The sequence below is a fragment of the Parabacteroides sp. An277 genome, assembly GCF_002159645.1.
Lineage (GTDB): Bacteria > Bacteroidota > Bacteroidia > Bacteroidales > Tannerellaceae > Parabacteroides.
The window spans coordinates 1-21,753 of record NZ_NFJB01000049.1 but is presented as its reverse complement, the minus strand read 5'-3'; the positions used below and the strand labels follow the sequence as shown (position 1 = coordinate 21,753).

Sequence of the window (21,753 nt, the reverse complement as noted above, 5' to 3'; positions counted from 1 at the left end):
AGGCAGTACTATACTGGCCAACATGTTCAAATAATCGTTTTCTATACTGCAAAATAAAGGTTTGTTCTTCAAACTAACAAATTTATCCCCACTAAATTTCTACTGAGCCGAAATAGTTGGTAGGAGGGAATAAAATGCCTATTTTTGCCCTATAAAAGGTTTGGAATATGCAGAAACTGAAGTTAATCACGATAGACGACATCTATGTTACGGTGCTGAAAGCGCGGATGGTAAAGAACTCGGAAGGCTGGATGCGCATGGAACCGTTCGACAGGAGCGTACCGAAGACGGGCTCGCAGGTGATGGACCTTGTGGCGCAGGCGTTGGCCACAGACGGTAGCATCACGCCGCGCGGGTTGGCGGAGCAGCTGGGCGTAGACCGCGAGAAACTCTACGGCGCGATACAGATGCAGACCGGAATGCGGGCGCAGGCCTTTTTTAATGCGTATCGAATACGGCAAGCGTGTGAATGGCTGCGTTTTACGGATTTGAAGGGACAGGAGATCGCGCGGCGTTGCGGGTTTGCGTCGCCCGGCAGCTTCACGACCTATTTTATCAAGCAAATGAAGTGTACGCCCAGCGCGTATCGAAAGGCAAACCGCCCGGCGAACTACCGCGAGTTGTACGAATGGGAAGGGAAAACGAATTGACAATTGAGAATTGACAATGGACAATTAGGGAGATATATAATGGGTCATCCAGCATTGTCAATTGTCAATTCTCCATTGTCAATTGCTCAAAGTTCGTCGATAGAACCGCGTACGATGCCGCGCTTTGAGGATTTGATGAAATTGAGAATCAAATCGCGCTCTTCGCTCGGTTCGTATTCCGTTTCGATGGCCTTGATGGCATCGGTATTGTTCAGACCGCGCGTGTAGAGTGTGCGGTAAATATCCTGGATGAGAAATACTTGCTGGTTAGTGAAACCACGACGGCGCAACCCGACGATGTTGATGCCGCAATACGTTATAGGATCGCGCCCGACGAGCGTATAAGGCGGGATATCCTTTCCGATACGCGAACCTCCTTGAATCATCACATGTTTGGAGATGCGGGTAAATTGATGCACCAACGTACCCCCACTGACGATGGCATAGTCGTCGATTTCGACCTCGCCTGCAAGCTGGGAAGCGTTCCCGACGATGACGTTATCCTTCAAAACGCAATCATGCGCCACGTGCGAATAGGCCATAATGAGGCAATTACGCCCGATAACCGTCCGCCCCTTCGAGGCCGTTCCGCGATTGACCGTCACGCACTCGCGAAGTGTCGTATTGTCTCCGATTTCAGCCGTCGTGATTTCGCCTTTAAACTTCAAATCCTGAGGCACACCGGCGATAACGGCACCCGGAAAGACTCGGCAATTGTTTCCCAGCCGCGCTCCGTCGAGGATAATTGCGTGCGGATAAATATGACAATTATCGCCGATGACCACATCCTTTTTGATGATGGCAAAAGGCTCGACCGTCACATGTTCGCCCAGTTGGGCTTCCGGATCCACGACGGCCAATGGAGAAATATTATTACTCATATCCCGTTATTTGTTTTTGATGATTTGTGCCATGAATTCAGCTTCGCTCACTAACTTGTCGCCTACGAAAACGTACCCTTTCATGGTAGAAATGCCCCGACGGATAGGTGCGAGCAATTCGAGACGGAGGATAAGGGTATCGCCCGGTACTACTTTCTGGCGGAACTTCACGCCGTCGATTTTCATGAAATAGGTAGAATAACGTTCTGGCTCTTCGACCGAGTTCAATACCAACAATCCACCTGTTTGCGCCATGGCTTCGATTTGCAATACGCCCGGCATGACCGGTTCTTGCGGAAAGTGGCCCTGGAAGAAGGGTTCGTTGACCGAGATGTTCTTTACGCCGACAATGTAATTCTTCCCGATTTCGATGATTTTGTCGACCAAGAGGAACGGGTAGCGGTGAGGAAGTAACTCGCGGATACGGTTGATATCCATGACCGGCGTAGCATTCGGGTCGTAAACCGGAGCCTGTACGTCGTTCAGCTTGATGTCTTTCCGGATGATACGCGCGAGCTTGTTGTTGATGCTATGTCCCGGATGCGTGGCAATGATACGCCCCTTAATAGGTTTGCCAATCAAAGCCATATCGCCAATGACATCGAGGAGCTTGTGGCGTGCCGGTTCATTGTCGAACACAAGCGGCTTGTTGTTGATATATCCCAATTCCTGCACATTCTTGTGTGGGAGATTCATCATATCGGCAATTTTGTCGAGTGATTCCTGTGAAACTTTCTGGTCGTAAATGACAATGGCGTTATCCAAATCGCCTCCCTTGATTAAATTGTGCTGAAGCAATGTTTCAATTTCGCGGACAAAGACAAACGTACGCGAAGCGGCAATTTCTGATGCAAATTCACCCACCTGGTTCATGGTTGCATATTGATTGGTGAGAACCGGCGAATCGAACGAAATCAACACATTCACGCTGAAATTGTCATCCGGGAGGATCACAATGGAAGCACCGCTCTCCTCATCTTTGACTTCGATTTTATGCTTTACGATATAGAAATCTTTGGTTGCGTTTTGCTCCTGAAGTCCTGCCTTTTGAATGGCTTCCACATATTGGATGGCACTTCCGTCAAGGATAGGGAACTCTGGCGCATTCACTTCAATCAGGCAATTGTCTACTCCCGCTGCGTACAAAGCCGCCATGGCATGTTCGATTGTTCCAATAAATACATCCTTTTTCCCTACCACGGTACCTCGCTGCATGTTTATAACATTCTCTGCTACGGCATCAATAACAGGTTGGTCGGGCAAATCGACACGTTTGATTTTGTAGCCATGATTTTCCGGAGCCGGATTAAAAGTAATTTGAATATCCAATCCCGTATGCAATCCTTTCCCCTGCAGGGTGAAACTGGTCGCTAATGTATTTTGCTTCTGCATATCTTTATTCTTTATGGATTAACGTTTTTAATTCCCCTCATTTCTCGTTGTAAATCTTCCAATTCACGTTGTAATTTTTCCAATTCACGTTGTAAATTCCCCATGTTGCGGTACATGTCTGGCAATCTGTTGAAAATGGCACTCGAACGCATGAATGCTTTGGCTTGCATGGCTGGGGCACCTAACAACGTGGCTGGTTCTTTGATGTCACTGATGACGCCGCATTGCGCACCAAACGTCACATGATCTGCGATTTTAATATGTCCTGCCAAACCTACTTGCCCACCAAACATACAATGTTTTCCAATATGCGTAGACCCAGCTATACCTACTTGGGCTGCCATGACCGTGTTTTCACCCACTTCCACATTATGGGCAATTTGCACTAAATTATCCAGTTTCACACCTCGATGAATGAGGGTTGAACCGAATACGGCACGGTCGATGGTCGTATTAGCACCTATTTCTACATTGTCTTCAATGATGACATTTCCCAATTGGGGAATTTTTTTATATACTTCGCCTTCAGGAGCAAACCCAAAACCATCTGCACCAATGACAGAACCGGCATGCAAAATGCAATTATCCCCAATAACGCATCCATCATAAATAGTTACATGCGGATACAGAATACAATTTTTGCCAATGACCACATGGTCTCCAATAAAAACTTGAGGATGGATTTGAGAATTTTCTCCTATTTTGGATTGTTCACCGATGTAAGAGAAATGGCCGACATAACATTTTTCTCCTATAGAAGCTGTTGAAGCGACAAAAGCCGTCGTATCGATTCCAGATAATTGCTTAGTTTGATGCTGTTCAATCAGATTCAACAACATAGCTAATGCTGCATACGCATTCTCTACTTGTATCAAAGTGGCCTGAATAGGAGCAGTAGGAACAAAATCATTGTTCACGAGCACAATACTTGCCTTTGTGTTGTAAATATAATGCTCATATTTAGGATTGGCCAAGAACGTCAACGTTCCGGCCTTTCCCTCTTCTATTTTAGAGAAGTTCCCTACTTTTACTTCAGGGTTTCCTACTACTGTACCTTTCAATAAGGCCGCTATTTGTTGGGCTGAAAACTCCATTACGATATGATTCTATTCTAAATTCTTTAATTTTCCAGATGCGAATAACCATTAAATGGTTGCATATTATTCATCTCTTATGGATTTTACTTAGATAATGCCCCTTTCTTTTAGATAACCGGCCATTTCAAGCTGTACCATTTGGGCTGCTTGACGGGCTGCTTCGGCAAAGCGTTCTGTCTTATCAGCGTAAATGATAGCTCTGGATGAATTAACAAGCAGACCGCACTGGTTATTCATCCCATACATGGCTACTTCTTTTAAATTTCCGCCTTGTGCACCAACTCCCGGTACTAAAAGAAAATGATTGGGGACGTACTTACGAATATCTACAAACATTTTCCCTTGTGTAGCTCCTACAACATACATCATTTGCTCGTCAGAAGCCCATTCTTGGGATTTACGTAATACTTTTTCAAACAAACGTTCGCCATCTTTATCTTCTGTCAATTGAAAATCATGTGAACCCTTGTTGGAAGTCAAGGCTAAGAGAATAACCCATGCTTCAGGATATAATAAGAAAGGCTTTACACTGTCTTCACCCATGTATGGTGCCACCGTAACGGCATCTACTTTGATATGGTCAAAAAAGGAGCGAGCATACATTTCGGATGTGTTTCCGATATCGCCACGCTTAGCATCAGCTATGATAAATTGGTCTGGATAATGTTGACGCAGATAAGCAACCGTCTCTTCGAATGCGCGGATTCCATCGACACCTAAACTTTCATAGAAAGCCATGTTAGGCTTATAAGCCACACAGAAATCTGCAGTAGCATCAATAATGGCTTTATTGAATGTAAAGATAGGATTTTCTCCCGACAATAAATGGGGAGGAATTTTTTTTATATCCGTATCCAACCCTACGCAGAGGAAAGATTGTTTCTTTTGTATATTCTCAAATAATTGTTGTTTATTCATGACAATACTTCCTTTCTTTATTCTTGCTATATAAATTATTATAATTCCGATTCTTTTAAACGTTCTGCATTTTCGGCTACAATCAACTTGTCGATGCAATCCTGGATGTCGCCGTCCATGAAAGCAGATAAATTATATACCGTATAATTAATACGGTGGTCTGTAATTCTTCCTTGCGGATAATTATATGTGCGGATTTTAGCTGAACGGTCTCCTGTTGAAACCATTGTTTTACGACGACTAGCTATGTCGTCAATATATTTCTGATGCTCTTTATCATAAATGAATGAACGCAAACGAGTCAGTGCCCGCTCTTTGTTCTTAGGTTGGTCTCGCGTTTCCGTACATTCGATTAGAATCTCTTCACTTGTCCCTGTGATTGGATTTTTCCATACATAACGTAAACGAACACCAGATTCTACTTTATTAACGTTCTGTCCACCCGCACCACCTGAGCGGAATGTATCCCATTTGATTTCACCTTCATTAATTTCAACATCAAATTCATCGGCTTCGGGAAGTACGGCTACTGTAGCAGCTGAAGTATGAACACGTCCTTGCGTTTCCGTAGCTGGGACACGTTGTACACGATGTACACCCGATTCATATTTGAGTGTGCCGTATACTTTTTCGCCTGTCACAGAGAAAATAATTTCTTTGAATCCGCCCGCAGCCCCTTCATTGAAACTCGATACAGAAACTTTCCAACCTTTCGACTCACAGTATTTCACATACATACGATACAGATCACCGGCAAAGATAGCGGCTTCATCTCCTCCCGTTCCTCCCCGGATTTCCACAATGGCGTTCTTGTCGTCTTCCGGATCTGAAGGAACTAACAAGAGCTTTATTTCTTCTTCCAATTCCGGAATTCGAGCTTCACATGCAGCCATTTCTTCACGCGCCATTTCTTTAAGCTCATTATCATTACCGGAAAGGATTTCTCGTGCCTCTTCCATACCATTTAAACATTGCAAGTAAGCATTGTGCGCTTTTACAATGTCACTTAAATCTTTGTATTCTTTCGAGAGTTTTACATATCGCTTTTGATCTGCAATGACTTGCGGGTCGGTAATAAGCGTAGCAATCTCTTCAAACCTGGCAACCAATCCGTTTAACTTATCCAGCAATATATTTTTCGTATCTGCCATTATTTTTATTTTAGAAACGAATTCTTAATTAATAAGTGAATTTACCAAATTCCGATTGGATAATCAATTCGTTCTGTTTTGCGTCTTCCACAAATCCAACTTGACGAGCATCGATATGAAAACTTTTGGCTATTGCTATAATTTGCTCCGCATATTCCGGTGCGATATAGATTTCCATTCGGTGTCCCATGTTGAATACTTTATACATTTCGCTCCAATCTGTGCCACTTTGCTCTTGAATAATACGGAAGAGGGGAGGAATCGGGAACAGATTGTCTTTTACTACACGTTTGTTGTGTACAAAGTGCATCACTTTTGTTTGGGCGCCGCCAGAGCAATGCACCATACCGTGGATTTGCGGACGCAATTCGTCGAGTACTTTTTTTATGACCGGTGCGTATGTCCGGGTAGGAGAAAGTACTAATTTCCCAGCATCTATACCCAACTCTGCGATTCGATCTGTCAACTTCAATTTCCCCGAATAAACTAATTCGTTAGGTACAGCCGCATCGAAACTTTCCGGATACAAAGATGCTAGGTATTTAGCGAATACATCGTGCCGGGCAGAAGTCAATCCGTTACTACCCATACCTCCATTATATTCTTTTTCGTATGAGGCTTGTCCGAAAGAGGCTAATCCTATGATGACATCGCCTGCTTGGATATTTTTGTTGTCGATTACATCCGCCCGTTTCATACGACAAGTAACGGTACTATCTACGATAATAGTACGTACTAAATCACCTACGTCAGCCGTTTCTCCGCCTGTAGCATAGCAACCTACACCCATTTCGCGAAGTTCGGCCAACAATTCATCAGTTCCATTGATAATGGCCGAAATGACTTCCCCTGGAATAAGCAATTTGTTTCGTCCGATAGTGGAAGAAACGAGGATATTGTCTACAGCTCCGACACATAGCAAGTCGTCTATATTCATAATCAGAGCGTCTTGAGCGATTCCTTTCCATACAGACAAATCGCCCGTCTCTTTCCAATACATATAGGCCAAAGACGATTTCGTCCCTGCACCATCAGCATGCATGATGTTACAATATGCCGGATCACCTCCCAGAATATCCGGGATTATCTTACAGAATGCGTTAGGGAAAATACCTTTATCGATATTTTTAATCGCATTATGGACATCTTCTTTCGATGCGGAAACTCCGCGTAAATTATAACGTTGGTCGTTCATTGTGTCTTTTTATTTTCGGTTGCAAATATACACCTTTTATTTTAGTTGTCTATTATCTAAGTCGTAATACATCGCCCTCTTCCGGAATATAGTCTTCGGCCTTCTTGTTTATTTTGTATAGACTTTTTACTTGTATTCCATATATTTGAGAGATACTATGCATGGATTCTCCAATTTGGACGACATGCTCGTAATGCGGCTTGTCGGCTTTCTTTTTCTTCTTCTCCAGGTAAATAATGTCTCCCGGCTGGAGCGGGAAGTCTTTTGGAATCTCGTTGTATTTGCTCAATTTCCGAGCACTTTTCCCGACGCTCTTGGCGATTTTCTCTAAAGAATCGCCCGCCTTGGCATGGACATAGAGCAATCCACCTGATCGGTAAATAGTGTGCTGTACTATAGGTTCATTCTTCTTTTCCCGTTTCTTTTTCTTCGAAGAATCATATTCATACAGCTTATAATCTTCAATTACTTTTATCAATTTGTTGGCATATTTTCGGTCGGTTGCATAACCGCATTTTTGGAGTCCTTTCGCCCATCCTTTGTAATCTCGAATGTCTAAACGAAAGAGGGACGCATAGCGCGGACGAAGTGCTAAGAATTTGGAATGATCTTCGTATGAATCTTCTACCTTATTATATTTCCGGAAACATTCCCCCCGGCGATCGTCGTCATGATATACCTTTTTACCATTCCATCCGTGACACTTGATTCCGAAGTGGTTATTCGAACGGCGAGCCAAATCACTTTGACCGGCACCTGATTCTAAAAGTCCCTGAGCCAAAGTGATGCTGGCGGGAATCTTATATTTGTTTTGTTGCTCAATAGCTAATTCTTTGTACTTCCGGATATACTTATGGTAGGCAGACAATGCTTCGCCCGCGACAGCTTCTGTTTGTGTGAACAAAGCGAACAGCAAACAGAGGCTCAGGATAAATATTCGATAGATGTTGTTCATAAATAATACCCTTTGGTTCAAAATTGATTATGCAAACGTACACAAAAAAACGCAATATTCCTATTTTTTGCCTACATTTGATGCATAATACGATAAATTATGAGAACAGACTATTTGAAAATACCTTTTCAGAAGGTAAAGAAGGAGGATTTGGAAGCATCGGATTGTGTTTTATATCAAGCTGCTTGGGAGGCGTCTTCACGTGCTTATGCGCCTTATTCCCATTTTTGCGTGGGTGCAGCCGTCCGTTTGTTGAATGGGGAAATCATTACGGGTTGCAATCAAGAGAACGCGGCTTATCCTTCTGGCTTGTGTGCTGAACGGGTAGCCTTGTTTTCGGCAGGTGCTGCTTATCCGGACGTACCTGTTGAGTGTTTGGCGGTTATTGCCCAATCGGGTGGGGTTGTAAAAGATTCCATTGCACCTTGCGGAGCTTGTTGCCAAGTGATGCTGGAAACTGAAGTACGTTCGCATCGTCCTTTGAGGATTCTTTTGTGTGGTAATGAATCGGTTCGCATACTGGATTCGGTTTCTTTCCTTCTGCCTTTCAGCTTTGATGCGAAGGATTTGGAATAAAACCAGGGCCAGGCAATTTTTTAATCAAGGGTATTTCCTTTGGGTTCGAAAAGCGGCTTGCATCGGGAATGCAAGCCAGTCTAAAAGTCCTCAGCCCTTTCCGTTTTCTCTATTTTTGCGAAAAAGCCGGTCGATAAGGTCTTTCCGCCCCCATCTTTGAAGTGTTTGGATGATTTGCCGGCGGAATTCGGGTTTGTACCAAAAGAAAAATTGCCGCTGGGCGAGCTTTTGCTCTTTGGTGCGTGCCGTATATATTTTTTCTAATGTATAGGGATGATAACCGGTGTAATACATCTCTGTGGCCAAGGTCATGGGCGTGGGCGTGAAGTCCTGCACTTGTTCCAAATGGAAATGCAAGCCTTTGGTGATGACGGCTAGTTCCGCCATGTCCATTTCGGTGCATCCAGGATGGCTGGAAATGAAATAGGGGATTAATTGCTGGTTCAACCCGGCCTTTTGGTTGATGCGGTCGAAGAGTTTTTTGAATTGCTCGAAGAGGCGGAACGAAGGTTTGCGCATTTGTCGGAGCACTTCGTCCTGCGTATGTTCGGGTGCTACCTTTAATCGTCCGGAGACATGCTTCGTGATTAATTCCTCCGTGTATTGGCGGGCGGCCTGGTTCAAGTGTTCGTCCTCATACCGGTGGAGAAGCAAATCATACCGTACACCGCTCCCGATGAACGATTTCTTCACGCCCGACATACGGTCTACTTCCCGATATAAGTCTAATAACGGCGCATGGTCCGCGTTCAAGTTCTTGCACACCGAGGGCGAGATACACGAAGGCTTTTTGCATACGGCACAAATCGAGAGGTCTTTTCCTCCCATGCGGTACATGTTTGCCGAAGGTCCTCCCAAATCACTCAGATATCCTTTGAAATCGGGCATTTCCGTAATGGCTTTTACCTCTTTCAGGATAGAGGCTTTGCTTCGCGAGGCAATGAATTTACCTTGGTGGGCGGAGATGGTGCAAAAGGCACATCCTCCGAAACATCCCCGGTGGATATTGACCGAATGTTTAATCATTTCGAACGCAGGAATGACCTTTCCGCGATATTTAGGATGCGGAAGGCGCGTATAGGGAAGGTCGAACGAGGCATCTATCTCGGCCTCCGTCAGGGGAGGGTAGGGCGGATTCACCACGATTGTCCGAGTCCCGCACCGTTGGAGGATGCGCCGGGCATGTTGTTTATTTGATTCCTCTTCGATATGTCGGAAGTTTTTGGCTTGTTTGAGTTTGTCTTTCAGGCATTCTTCGTGGGAAAAAAGGAGTACGTCGTCGGGGAATGGTTCCACTGGATGGGACGTAAGGTAAACCGTCTGGGGTACGTCTTTTATCTCTTGCATCGGAATACCTTGTTGCAAACGATGGACGATTTCCGCGATAGGTTTCTCGCCCATACCATAGATTAACAGGTCGGCCGGACTATCTACTAAAATACCTGGTAAGAGCCTGTCTTGCCAATAATCATAGTGCGTTAACCGGCGAAGCGACGCTTCGATACCACCCAATATGACCGGCACTTCCGGATAAAGTTCCTTTAATATCTTGGTGTATACGATACTTGGGTAATCGGGACGCATGCCTGGCCGACGGTCGGGCGTATACGCGTCATCGCTCCGAAGCCGTTTGTTGGCCGTGTAATGGTTAACCATCGAATCCATCGCACCCGCCGAAACACCAAAGAAAAGACGCGGAGCACCTAACTTCTTAAAATCCCGGAAATCACCTCGCCAATCGGGCTGAGGTACAATGGCTACGCGCAATCCCATCGCCTCCAACGTCCGTCCAATAACCGCCGAGCCAAACGACGGATGGTCTACATACGCATCGCCACTAAAAAGGATGACATCAATATAATCCCACCCTCGTGCGTCCACTTCTTTTTTAGTCGTGGGCAGCCAATCTTCCATTCTTCTGTTCATGCCTGCAAAGGTATGAATTTATCGTTATATTTGTTTCCGTTTATACTTATAAATGCGGGGAATTATAGGCATAAAAAGCGAGGATGTGCATTTCATTTCGGCACACCCTCGTTTTATTGCGAGAGAAGATTTACCAAATCACGATTTCATCGGCAAAGATGAAACCTTTCGGATTCTTGGCTTTGAGCTGGATGTAACGCGCTTTCCAAGTACCTGCGAAAGAATAAGTTTGAAATGCCAAGTCGGCATTGTCTTGTGCAATAGTGGTAGGGATGGTACCTTGTGAGGTGAACGTTTGGCCATCTTCCGAAGTGAGAAGTTCTACCTCCGTCGGTTGGTAAACGCCCGGACCGATGAGCTGCATCCAACGGGAAGATACCGAGTGGATTTCCGTCACTTCACCCATGTCGATGACGCAATCCAGATTATCCAGATAACCTTGCCAACGACCATCCAAATAGGTCAATCCACCCCGATAGCCATCCAACAAAGCGCCCTCGCCTCCGGCCATATAACCCGCATACAGCTTGCTATTGAAATGAATGGGTTTCCCAATGCCCCGGTGGTAATCCACCCGCTTGGCGGAAGGTTCGCCCATCAACGTCCCATTTTCGAAGATAGCGGCACGGATATCGGCCGAATCCTTTACCACAATCACCCCTTCGTATAAAGGAGACGAGGCGGTTGGCGTGCTTCCATCGGTTGTATAACGAATCTCCGCCGGGTATTTCTCGGCATCGGCATAGACACGGATTTCATGTTTTATGGTGTCTACCTCCATGGCAAATTCCAATTCGTAAGAGAGCGTAAAGGGATTTAATCCCATACGTTGCAATACCGGGATATGGGCGTTCACGCGTGTTTTGAAGTTTTCCCACGAACGTTTCTCTTGGGGAGTCCAACCTATTTCAGCTACGGCCAAGGCCCGCGGGAACATCATGTACTCCAAGTGTTCGGGTGTGGTGATATATTCCGTCCAGGTATTGCCTTGCACACCGAGGATATGCTTGGCCACGTCGGGTGCGAGTGAATCTTTCGGTATGGGGTTGTAGCTATATACCTTCTTGATGGGCGTATAGCCTCCGATGGCGTATGGTTGCGTGCGCGGGTCAGCTTGGTAGAAATCGAGATACAAGTAGTTGCCTGGCGTAAAGATGACATCGTGCCCCATGCGGGCTGCTTGGAATCCAGCCGCTTCTCCTCGCCAACACATGACGGTAGCTTCCGGAGAAAGCCCTCCAGCCATGATTTCATCCCAGCCAATCATCCGTCTCCCTTTTGATTCAAGGAAGGCCTCGGCTTGGTGCATCATGTAGCTTTGTAATTCGTCTACGTTCTTTAAACCTTCGCGTTTCATGAGTGCTTGGCATTTGGGGCAAGTCTTCCATGCTGCTTTCGATGCTTCATCCCCCCCTACATGAATATAGGTAGAAGGAAAAAGTTCCATTACTTCGTTCAGGACATCCTCCATGAATTGGAACGTTTTCGGATTCCCGATGCAAAAATCGCTACTGGTATACGTTTTTCCGGCGCAACATAATTCCGGATACGCGGCAAATACCTCTTCCGAATGGCCAGGGAATTCGATTTCGGGTATAATTGTAATGTGATGTTCGTCCGCGTATGCCACAAGTTCACGAATATCCTCTTTCGTATAATAACCACCATAGGCACCCGGCGTTCCTTCTTTCAAATATTTACGATCCGTCCCGCTATCCCACCATTTACGCCAATCCGATTCGGTACGGAAAGCGGCATCAGTGGTCAATTTCGGGTATTTATCAATTTGGATTCGCCAACCCGCGGCATCCGTCAAGTGCATGTGCAGGCGATTTAGTTTGTAATAAGACATGGCGCGTATAATCTTCTTCACTTCGTTTTTTGTAAAGAAGTGGCGCGATACGTCCAAATGTAATCCACGATACGCGAAACGTGGGTTATCGGCAATTTGGACATAAGGAAGTCCCTCGGAAGTAAGAAGCTGACGAAGCGTTTGCTTTCCGTAATACAATCCTGCTTCGGTATGTGCTTTCACTTGGACACCTTGTCCGTTAACGGAAAGCTGGTATCCTTCTTCGCCCAGGTTGGAGGCATTTTCATCTACCACGAAATGGACTTGTCCGGATTCGCCAAAAAGCGTAGCGCTATCTATCTTCAACACGCCAGGTGAAAGCGTCATTTCCGCCGGTTCTGGTATCACGTTCACATGTGTCTCGACGGGTTGTGTGCACGAAAGCAAAAGGCATGAGCTTACCAGAAAAGCGCCCACCATGCTTCTGCTTGTTTGTTTAGGTGTTAGCATATTGATACTTTTTTAGAATGAATGATTCGTTTCATTTCGCTGTACTTCCATTTCTTTGAATTGCTTGAATTGGCGGACAAGTACGATGGCCGTGACGATAGTAGCCGTTGTATCGGCTATCGGAATACTTACCCAAACCCCGAATGTCCCCCACAAAGGTGGCAAGATAATCAAACAGGGAACCAAAAATAGCAATTGGCGTGTCAACGACAAGAAGATGGCTTTACGAGACAAGCCTATAGAAAGGAAGAAATTGGATGCTACCATCTGGAATCCCACAATCGGAAAAACGGCAAACACCAAATGGAGGCCGAAGACGGATTCCTGGATTAGTTCGGCATCACTGGTAAAGAATCCCACAATGGTCTCTGGGAAGAGATGGCAAATCAAGAAACCTGCAGTGGCCAACCCTACCGCCCAGCGTGTAGTCAACCGCGTTACTTCCATCACGCGTGGAAATTGGCGGGCTCCGAAATTATATCCGGCAATCGGTTGCATGCCTTGGTTGAATCCCATGATAATCATCACGAAAAGGAACACAATGCGGTTTACAATCCCGTATGCCCCGATGGCCATGTCTCCGCCATATTCTTTCAAACCCCAATTGATGAGCAAGACTATCAGGCATGCGCACAAGTTCATAAGGAATGGCGACAAGCCTATCGAGAGGATGCCATTTACGATTTCTTTCTGGTATTTGTAAATGCCCCGTTGGAAATGCAATAATTGGGAAGGACGCATGAAGTGGACAAATTGCCATACGAGAGACAAAAACTGGGAGATGACCGTTGCCCACGCCGAACCTTTAATTCCCCATCCGAAGACGAAGATAAACAAGGGGTTTAACGCGCAATTGACCACCACCGAGACCAATGTCATATACATTGCCATCTTGGGGAAACCCGACGAACGGAGAACGGAATTCAGCCCTAAGTACATGTGTGTGACGACATTCCCATACAGAATCACTTGCATATAATCTCGCGCATAGGATATTGTTTGCTCGCTCGCCCCAAAGAAATAGAGCAACGGGTCGAGGCACAAGAGGAATATGACGGAGAAGGCAATACCCATAATCAAGTTGAGCATGAAAACATTACCCAACACAAGGTTCGCCCCCCAATAATCCTTTTGCCCTAATTTGACCGATACCAACGTTGAGGCACCTACCCCTACTAGCGAACCGAATGCCGCCGCTAGGTTCATTAACGGGAAGGTCAACGCTAATCCTGCAATACCCAGTGCGCCTACGCCATGCCCAATGAATATGCTATCCGCCATGTTGTAGAGGGAAGCCGCCGTCATGGCGATAATGGCTGGAATCGCATATTGAGCCAACAACTTACCAATAGGCTCTGTGCCTAATATTAAAGGAGTATTCTTTGTCGACATAAATATATTTTGAATCTAAATACGATTACAAAGGTACGACTTTATTTTGGGGGCGCAAAGAAAATCTTTTTAAACGCCAAGGCACAAAAGGGGATTATAGACAAATAAAAACCCTGAAAGAGTCTCACGACTCTCGCAGGGCATAAATAAGTTTTCACGTCATGAAAAAATAATGTGTTAATAATCTCTTTCGAGCAACCAAGCGTCCTGGAAATTAGGTGCATACTTGGCTTTGATAGCATCCCGGCTTGCGGCTGCATCGGCTTTATCATCGAAGCTCGACACAATGACACGTAACATACCTTGCTCGTTCTCGCCCAAGACCGCATGATATCCCTCGTTTTGCATCCGTTCTTTCAACGAATAGGCATTCGTTTTGTTCTTGAAGCTCCCGATGACCACGCTATAACGTTTCAAGCGGCTTGCATCTTCCCCTTCCGCCGCATTGATACGTTCGGTACGGGTAGCCTCGGTAGAGGTTGTTTTGGGTTTCGATACGGGGGCGATTTCCTCTTCCTCGTAAGTATCGACGGGTTCGGTAGCTTCCGTGACGGGAGCTGTAGTCTCTTTTTCTTTTGCTTGTTCGTAAGCAGCTTTGTAAGCGCTCTGCTTAGGCTTACATGAGCCAAAAGCCAGCAAACAACCTGCGGCTATGGCCATTAACCAAATCTTGTTCATCTTTTTATCTATTTTAAATTATTGTTCTCTTGTTATGGATGCGCAAAGATACGGATTAATTTATTACTTTCGCACCGAAATGTAAATATATTGTAGAAAATGAATAAAACATTAAGCACAATGGTTATGGCTACATCCGTATTATTAGGCGCTTGCACGCAAGCCGGGCAACCGAAAGAAATGGAAAAGGCCGAACCGCAAGAGACCCTCATTGGCCGGTCGGACTTGAAGATTGCAGACGGGCGCCTCACGCCCGAGGCACTTTGGGCGTTCGGACGGATAGGAGGGGCCAGCGTATCGCCCGATGGGGGCAAGGTGCTCTATTCTGTGGCCTATTATAGTGTGCCGGAGAATAAGAGTAACCGGGAACTTTTCGTGATGAATGCCGATGGTTCGGACAACCGCCAGATTACGCGGACGCCCGTCTCGGAAAACAATGCCGTATGGATTCAGGGTGGTTCGAAGATTGCCTTTCTCTCTTCGGAGGGCGGGTCGAGCCAAATCTGGGAGATGAACCCCGACGGGACCGGGCGGCGCCAGCTCTCGGACTATGACGGGAATATCGAGGGGTTCTCTTTCTCGCCCGACGAGAAACGAGTTCTTTTCATCGCCCAGGTAAAGACCGTCCCCAGCACGCAAGACAAATACCCGGACCTCGACAAGGCCACGGGGCGCATCGTCACGGACCTCATGTACAAGCATTGGGACGAGTGGGTCACTTCCGCTCCGCATCCCTTCATAGCCGATTTCGATGGGGAGAAGGTGGGCCGTCCGTTAGATATCATGCAAGGCGAACCCTACGAATCGCCCATGAAGCCCTTCGGAGGCATCGAGCAATTGGCCTGGAATGCAAGCTCCGACCAAATCGCTTATACGAGCCGCAAAAAGGTAGGGAAAGATTATGCGCTCTCGACCAACTCGGACATTTACCTGTATGATATCCATACGAAAGAGACCACGAACATGACCGAGGGCATGATGGGATACGATACGAACCCGCAATACTCCCCCGACGGGAAAAGCATCGCGTGGCTCAGCATGGAGCGCGATGGGTACGAATCGGACCAGAACCGCCTCATGGTGATGAATCTTGAAACAGGCGAAAAGCGTTTCGTGAGCCGGGATTTCGATTCGAGCGTGAACGAGTTTTGCTGGGGACCGGATTCGAATACGCTCTACTTCACGGGCGTATGGCATGGCGAGATTCAAATCTATGCGGCAGATGCGAACGCGTGCACCATCCGTCCCATCACGCAAGGGGTGAATGATTATGCGGGTGTTTCGCTCTTGGGCGACAAGCTCCTCGCGATGCGCCATTCCATGAGTGCGGCCGACGAACTCTATTCCGTATCCCCTTCGACGGGCGAAGCCACCCAACTCACGTTTGAAAACAAATACCTCTACGACCAGTTGGAAATGGGTCGGGTAGAGGAGCGTTGGATGAAGACGACCGATGGCAAGGAGATGCTCGTATGGGTCATCTATCCGCCCCATTTTGACCCCGCGAAGAAATATCCTACCTTATTATATTGCGAAGGCGGACCGCAAAGCCCCGTGAGCCAATTCTGGTCTTACCGGTGGAATTTCCAAATCATGGCGGCGCACGATTACATCATCGTAGCCCCGAACCGGCGCGGCCTTCCGGGGTTTGGAAAGGAATGGAACGAAGAGATTAGTGGCGATTATGGGGGCCAGTGCATGAAAGATTACCTGACGGCTATCGACGAATTCGCCAAAGAGCCCTTTGTGGATAAGGAACACCTCGGGTGTGTAGGTGCCAGCTTCGGGGGATTCTCGGTGTATTGGTTGGCCGGGCATCACGAGGGGCGTTTCAAGGCGTTCATCGCCCATGATGGCATCTTCAACATGGAGATGCAATACCTTGAGACCGAAGAGATGTGGTTCGCCAATTGGGATATGGGCGGCGCCTATTGGGAAAAGCAGAACGCTACCGCCCAGCGCACGTTTGCCAACTCGCCCCATCGCTTTGTAGATAAATGGGATACGCCCATCCTCTGCATCCATGGAGAGAAAGATTACCGCATCCTTGCGAACCAGGGCATGGCGGCGTTCAACGCGGCTATCCTCCGGGGTATCCCGGCCGAATTGCTCATCTATCCGGACGAGAACCATTGGGTACTCCAGCCCCAGAACGGTGTCCTTTGGCAACGTACCTTCTTCGAATGGCTCGATAAGTGGCTAAAGTAAATGGAAGGATGAGGGGGTTCGTTTGAAATCCGTAGGCAATACTCAAAAAAAGATAGTTATGAAATGATGGGGAGTTAGGCATGTTTTCCCTCATTCATAACTATCTTTTTTTATTTCTTAGGCTTCAATCCCGGAGATTCTCCATTAAGGAATAATATCGCGGAGCGGGATGGCTTGGAAGGTCATGTGTGCCACGCTCGATTCGTAGAGGATACCGACCGTATGCTCGTCAATCATCGTCAGGCAGGTATAGCCCCAACCTTCGCCCTCGTCGAGCATCACTTGGTATTCCTTCGGCCAGGTGATGCCGCCATCCAGGCTCGCCTTGATGGTGATATGGTTGCGGTTCTTCGTCGTGTTCGGGTTCGAGAAGAGGAGGATGTCGCGCTTCAAGGCGTTCTCGTTGGCGTTTACGTGAATGAGGCTCGCCATGCAGACCGGCTCGGGCAGGGCGGAACGGTTCGAGGGATGTTCTTCCCAGGTGCGCCCCAAGTCGCGCGTGATGGAGACCGCCCGGCTCCCTCCCCGGTTATCGCGCATATTGAGCATCAATACGCCCGGTTCTACTTCGGCCACTTGCGCCTCGGTGGTATTCGAGCGAGCTGCTTGATGGAGGTGCCACGTCTTGCCGGCGTCTTGACTATACATGATGCCCGCGTTGGGGACGCGCGTCGAGTCGATGAATTGGATGGGGAACACGAGCGTCCCGTCGTGCATCGTGATGCCCCGCCCGGGTCCTTGGAGGAGGAAGTACCACGAGGGGTCTTTCACTTGCTCCGTGATGTTGATAGGTTTGCTCCACGTCTTGCCATCGTCTTCGCTTTTGGCGAGGAGGAGCTGGGCGGTCTCGTCCGCATCCATGCCCTGTCCGGAATTGAACCACGCCCGTTGGTTTCCCATCCCATGGCACCAAGCCGCGGCAATCCAGAGGGTATGGTTCTCCCCGTCTACGAGGATGGAAGGGTCTCCCACGCCATTTTGCGCATGGGGCAGGCCTCGTTCGTTCCCCATGGTCATGGCGATGCGCATCGGTTCCCAAGTTTGTCCTTTGTCGGTACTCCGGCTGATGCCAATATCAATCTTTTCTTGCAAATCGACCGAGCTATGGTACCGCACGTCGTAGCACCCGACGAGCGTCCCTTTGTCCGTAGTGACCAGCCCCGGGATACGGTAGGCCGCTACGCCATCCATCCCAGCTTGGCGCACGGCGATGCCCATGCGTCGCCCGCTTGCCTCGGTATCGCCCTCCAGGATGGCCTCGTCCCGGTTGATTTTAGCGGAGAGGAGCCGCACGCCTACCTTTTCCTGAAGGGGTGTCGAGTTTTTCATCTGGAGGCTTACCCAGAAGTAATTGGGGCCTTCCACGAGCCCTTGCGCACTTCGGAGCCGGAGAGTCCGTTCGGGGTTGCGCGTTTCATCCTGCTTGACGGAGTAATCCCGGTCCGCTTCGCTGGGTGCATTTTTCCGGTGGGTGATGTATCCCACGGGCGAGAAGTGCTTGCCTGGGCGGGTGAAGGCCTCGGTCCCGCTATAGAAGAGGCGGACGGATTCGATATTTTCCAACTCCGTCCCCTCCTCGAACTGGAGGGAGATTTCGTTCAACACGTCGCCTTTACCCGCTTCCACACGCATTTCAAACAATACATTGTCTCGCTGGTTCGTCAATACTGGTATCTGAGGTGCCCTGACAAATACCGTGTCCGTGCCCGCATACGCCTGGCTACAAAGGGCTAATAGCCCTGCTAACAAGAAACTTTTCTTCATTTTACAAGGGTGTTTTCTGGTTTATACTCTTAAACTTTGTAAAGGTACGTTTTTTATGCGAGAAAATGCGCAATTGGGTAAACTATTTTCATCTGGATGTTGTTCTGGAGATATAGTGTTTTTCATGGTATTAGATTTAAGTTAGGTTTGCTGACCGTCCTGTTCGAGAGAATGGGACGGCTTTTTTTCATTGGGCCTGCTTGAATCCCGTCGAGCGGTAATTGTATCGCATGAGCGAGATGCTATCGGCATAAATTTTATAATAGGAATCGCCCGATTCTAACCGGATGTAGCCATATACCCGGCGTATGCGTTTGGTGGCGATGCTTCGGAGTGTGGTTTGGTGGAAACCGTCTTTCGTGAGCCGGTCGTGCGTCACAAGGGTCGTATCGCCTTGGTCCACGCAGAGGCGTATTTCAGGGTGTCTCTTTAGCTGCTTGCCTATGCCCCATACCTGCATGCCCCATACAAAGGTGCTTCCAGGCGGGTAGGACTCTTTGGGTTCGATGCGGAAGGTAGTCCCGTTGAAGGGGGCATCGGGCGAAAAGGTGAGGTAGGCCCTTCGCGGCCAGATGTCGACGGAGTCCCGTCGTCCGCCACCCATATCGACCCGCTGGACGTCTCCCAAGGCGTCGATACGCGCCTCCATGCCATCGGTCACCATATTATATACCCGCATGTAGATGTCGAGGTTCCGGGCATACCAGACGAGCGAGCTGTCGTATTCGGCACGCGTGATATGGTGTTTTCGGAAGACAGACTCGTAGAGGGCGAGCTTTTGCGCGTTGTCTTGGTACGTCTCGCGGTCTGAGCTAATCATCGCCTCGGCGATTTGCATGTCTTCTACCACCGCTTGCATCTCTTTTTGCGAAAGGATGCCGTCGGGCACGGGGCTACAGCCCATCAGCCCCCAGCCTGCCAAACCATATAAAAACCATCGTTTCATTTCTTTTTCCACGTAAAACATTCTTCCAACCCGCGCGAAAAGGTATCCCGGTAGAAAAGGAGAAGGAGGAACACACCGACGCATATCGCCGAATCCGCCAGGTTGAATATCGGGCGGAAGAACACGAACTCCTGTCCGCCCCAGATAGGAAGCCACGCCGGGAGGGTCGTTTCGATGAGCGGGAAGTAGAACATGTCTACCACTTTCCCATGGAGCCACGTCCCATAGCCTCCGTCTTCGGGGAAGAGGGTCGCCACTTGCCCGTAGCTATGGTCGAATATCACGCCGTAACATACAGAATCGATAATGTTTCCCGCCGCACCTGCCAGCACCAACGCCATGCAGGCGATGAACCCGAATGGGTAATCCCGCCGCACCAGCCGGTAGAGGAATACCCCGATGGCTCCGATGGCCACCAACCGGAACAGGGTGAGGAACAATTTGCTGACCACTTCGATACCGAACGCCATGCCGGGGTTCTCGGTGAAGCAGATATAAAACCACGGAGTGATTTCGATGCTCTCGTGGAGCGCCATGTGGGTCTTCACCCATATCTTCAATAGCTGGTCGAAAAGAAGGAGCAGCCCGATAATCCACGCTGCTCCTGTTCCTTTTGAGTATCCCATCCTTATTTGGCGCCTCCTTGTTTAGCTTCAATACTCAACGTAGCGTGTGGTACCGCGCGCAAGCGTTCTTTCGGAATCAGCTTGCCCGTCGCCCGGCAGATGCCATACGTCTTGTTTTCAATGCGCACTAAGGCGGCCTGGAGGTTCTGTATGAACTTCATCTGGCGTTGCGCCAGGCGTCCGGTCTCCTCCTTCGAGAGGGTCGTCGCCCCCTCTTCGAGCACCTTGAACGTGGGTGAAGTATCCGCCGTATCGTTCCCGTCCGCGTTCGTCACGCCGCCCTTCAGCATCTCGTAATCGCGCTTCGCGACGGCCAGTTTCTCCAATATGATTTCCCGAAATTCTTCGAGTTCAGCATCTGAATATCTTGTCTTTTCTGCCATGGTTAAATTTGAATTTTAAGTTTAACAAATCGTTTGTTCACACATGCGAGGCGGCTTTCCTTCCGGTCTGCCGACCCTTGATTTTGCCGCAAAGATAACACAAATATTATATCCGGCAACCTTTTTCGCATGAAATAACGCTAACGCCTGTTGTTTTCACCTCGCCATGGCGCGGAGTGGATGCCTACCTTATTCGCCCTTTTTATAGGCATAAACTCCTGGATTTATGCCTATGTCCGCCCTAAAACATAAGCAGGAATCCATACCGCAAAGATACAAAACGTTTTCCTGTCTGCTAAATTTTGGGGGTGGCTAAGGAGTGAAATTCTGTTAAAATCTTCATTCTTTTTTCTTGAAACAAAAGAACCCATGTTTTTCTTCGTTCTTTTGGCTTGACCCAAAAGAACCAAAAGGTCAAGGCTTACACTCCAGCGGCTACAAATTCACGGCGCGGAGCTAAAATCTCGGAAAACTCGCTCCGCTCAAACAGCCGAGATTTCTTTTCGCTCCGCTTGGAATTTGCTTTACGCCGCTTCCGTTAGGCCAATCCAATTAATAATGGACAATGGATAATGGGAGGGTGTGTCATAAATAAGAAAATGTTATCTGAAAGTAACTGAAAGGAGCTGTGTCAAATGCTATCTGAAAAGCTCCCCTGCTCGTAGGGGAGCTGGCGAAGCGATAGCTGAGACTGAGGGGTTAAATCTCTCATA

The 21,753-nt window shown here is 47.9% G+C and carries 18 protein-coding genes; 3 read left to right on the top strand and 15 right to left on the bottom strand.

Going from position 1 to position 21,753, the window contains the following annotated elements:
* Positions 1-167: 167 nt before the first annotated feature.
* Positions 168-650 carry an AraC family transcriptional regulator gene (locus B5F77_RS14200; protein WP_087331929.1) on the top strand — a complete coding sequence of 161 codons (483 nt, stop codon included), beginning with the start codon at positions 168-170 and terminating at the stop codon, positions 648-650.
* Positions 651-736: 86 nt separating this feature from the next.
* On the opposite strand, the gene lpxA is transcribed toward B5F77_RS14200, so the two are convergent.
* The 7 genes from lpxA to B5F77_RS14165 form a co-directional block, all read right to left on the bottom strand.
* Positions 737-1,531, bottom strand: coding sequence for an acyl-ACP--UDP-N-acetylglucosamine O-acyltransferase (gene lpxA, locus B5F77_RS14195; RefSeq protein ID WP_087331927.1), 795 nt, complete (start codon positions 1,529-1,531; stop codon positions 737-739).
* Between the two features lie 6 nt (positions 1,532-1,537).
* Positions 1,538-2,923, bottom strand: a complete 1,386-nt coding sequence (locus tag B5F77_RS14190; RefSeq protein ID WP_087331925.1) for a bifunctional UDP-3-O-[3-hydroxymyristoyl] N-acetylglucosamine deacetylase/3-hydroxyacyl-ACP dehydratase — start codon at positions 2,921-2,923, stop codon at positions 1,538-1,540.
* An 11-nt stretch (positions 2,924-2,934) separates the two neighbouring features.
* Positions 2,935-4,017 carry a UDP-3-O-(3-hydroxymyristoyl)glucosamine N-acyltransferase gene (gene lpxD, locus B5F77_RS14185; protein ID WP_087331923.1) on the bottom strand — a complete coding sequence of 361 codons (1,083 nt, stop codon included), beginning with the start codon at positions 4,015-4,017 and terminating at the stop codon, positions 2,935-2,937.
* Between the two features lie 90 nt (positions 4,018-4,107).
* A complete protein-coding gene (gene pyrF / locus B5F77_RS14180; RefSeq protein ID WP_087331921.1) occupies positions 4,108-4,938 on the bottom strand; it encodes an orotidine-5'-phosphate decarboxylase in 831 nt (276 codons plus the stop codon).
* A gap of 38 nt (positions 4,939-4,976) precedes the next feature.
* Positions 4,977-6,089 (bottom strand): peptide chain release factor 1, encoded by a 1,113-nt coding sequence (gene prfA, locus B5F77_RS14175; protein ID WP_087331919.1) that lies wholly within the window; start codon positions 6,087-6,089, stop codon positions 4,977-4,979.
* Between the two features lie 28 nt (positions 6,090-6,117).
* Positions 6,118-7,284 (bottom strand): AIR synthase related protein, encoded by a 1,167-nt coding sequence (locus B5F77_RS14170; protein ID WP_087331916.1) that lies wholly within the window; start codon positions 7,282-7,284, stop codon positions 6,118-6,120.
* Between the two features lie 52 nt (positions 7,285-7,336).
* Positions 7,337-8,239: a glucosaminidase domain-containing protein gene (locus B5F77_RS14165; protein WP_087331914.1), complete on the bottom strand. Its 903-nt coding sequence runs from the start codon at positions 8,237-8,239 to the stop codon at positions 7,337-7,339.
* 99 nt (positions 8,240-8,338) lie between these two features.
* On the opposite strand from B5F77_RS14165, the gene B5F77_RS14160 reads away from it, so the two are divergent.
* Positions 8,339-8,815: a cytidine deaminase gene (locus tag B5F77_RS14160; RefSeq protein WP_087331912.1), complete on the top strand. Its 477-nt coding sequence runs from the start codon at positions 8,339-8,341 to the stop codon at positions 8,813-8,815.
* A gap of 90 nt (positions 8,816-8,905) precedes the next feature.
* Here B5F77_RS14160 and B5F77_RS14155 read toward each other — a convergent pair whose 3' ends face one another.
* The 4 genes from B5F77_RS14155 to B5F77_RS14140 form a co-directional block, all read right to left on the bottom strand.
* Positions 8,906-10,741, bottom strand: coding sequence for a YgiQ family radical SAM protein (locus B5F77_RS14155; protein WP_087331910.1), 1,836 nt, complete (start codon positions 10,739-10,741; stop codon positions 8,906-8,908).
* Between the two features lie 130 nt (positions 10,742-10,871).
* On the bottom strand, positions 10,872-13,043 hold the full coding sequence (locus B5F77_RS14150) for a family 20 glycosylhydrolase (RefSeq protein WP_087331908.1): 2,172 nt from the start codon (positions 13,041-13,043) through the stop codon (positions 10,872-10,874).
* A gap of 12 nt (positions 13,044-13,055) precedes the next feature.
* A complete protein-coding gene (locus B5F77_RS14145) occupies positions 13,056-14,435 on the bottom strand; it encodes an MATE family efflux transporter (protein ID WP_087331906.1) in 1,380 nt (459 codons plus the stop codon).
* A gap of 177 nt (positions 14,436-14,612) precedes the next feature.
* Positions 14,613-15,113 carry an SPOR domain-containing protein gene (locus B5F77_RS14140; RefSeq protein ID WP_087331904.1) on the bottom strand — a complete coding sequence of 167 codons (501 nt, stop codon included), beginning with the start codon at positions 15,111-15,113 and terminating at the stop codon, positions 14,613-14,615.
* A 99-nt stretch (positions 15,114-15,212) separates the two neighbouring features.
* Here B5F77_RS14140 and B5F77_RS14135 point away from each other — a divergent pair, with 99 nt between their 5' ends.
* On the top strand, positions 15,213-17,321 hold the full coding sequence (locus B5F77_RS14135; RefSeq protein WP_204244987.1) for a S9 family peptidase: 2,109 nt from the start codon (positions 15,213-15,215) through the stop codon (positions 17,319-17,321).
* Between the two features lie 144 nt (positions 17,322-17,465).
* Here the strand turns inward: B5F77_RS14135 and B5F77_RS14130 are convergent, their stop codons facing one another.
* The 4 genes from B5F77_RS14130 to B5F77_RS14115 all read right to left on the bottom strand — a co-directional run bounded on the left by B5F77_RS14130 (position 17,466) and on the right by B5F77_RS14115 (position 21,040).
* A complete protein-coding gene (locus B5F77_RS14130) occupies positions 17,466-19,085 on the bottom strand; it encodes a sialidase family protein (protein ID WP_087331900.1) in 1,620 nt (539 codons plus the stop codon).
* 187 nt (positions 19,086-19,272) lie between these two features.
* Positions 19,273-20,031: a DUF4296 domain-containing protein gene (locus B5F77_RS14125; protein WP_239446376.1), complete on the bottom strand. Its 759-nt coding sequence runs from the start codon at positions 20,029-20,031 to the stop codon at positions 19,273-19,275.
* Positions 20,028-20,657, bottom strand: a complete 630-nt coding sequence (locus B5F77_RS14120) for a lipoprotein signal peptidase (protein WP_087331898.1) — start codon at positions 20,655-20,657, stop codon at positions 20,028-20,030. The genes B5F77_RS14125 and B5F77_RS14120 overlap by 4 nt, the downstream gene beginning before the upstream one ends.
* Before the next feature lie 2 nt (positions 20,658-20,659).
* Positions 20,660-21,040: a TraR/DksA C4-type zinc finger protein gene (locus B5F77_RS14115; RefSeq protein ID WP_087331895.1), complete on the bottom strand. Its 381-nt coding sequence runs from the start codon at positions 21,038-21,040 to the stop codon at positions 20,660-20,662.
* Positions 21,041-21,753 lie beyond the last annotated feature (713 nt).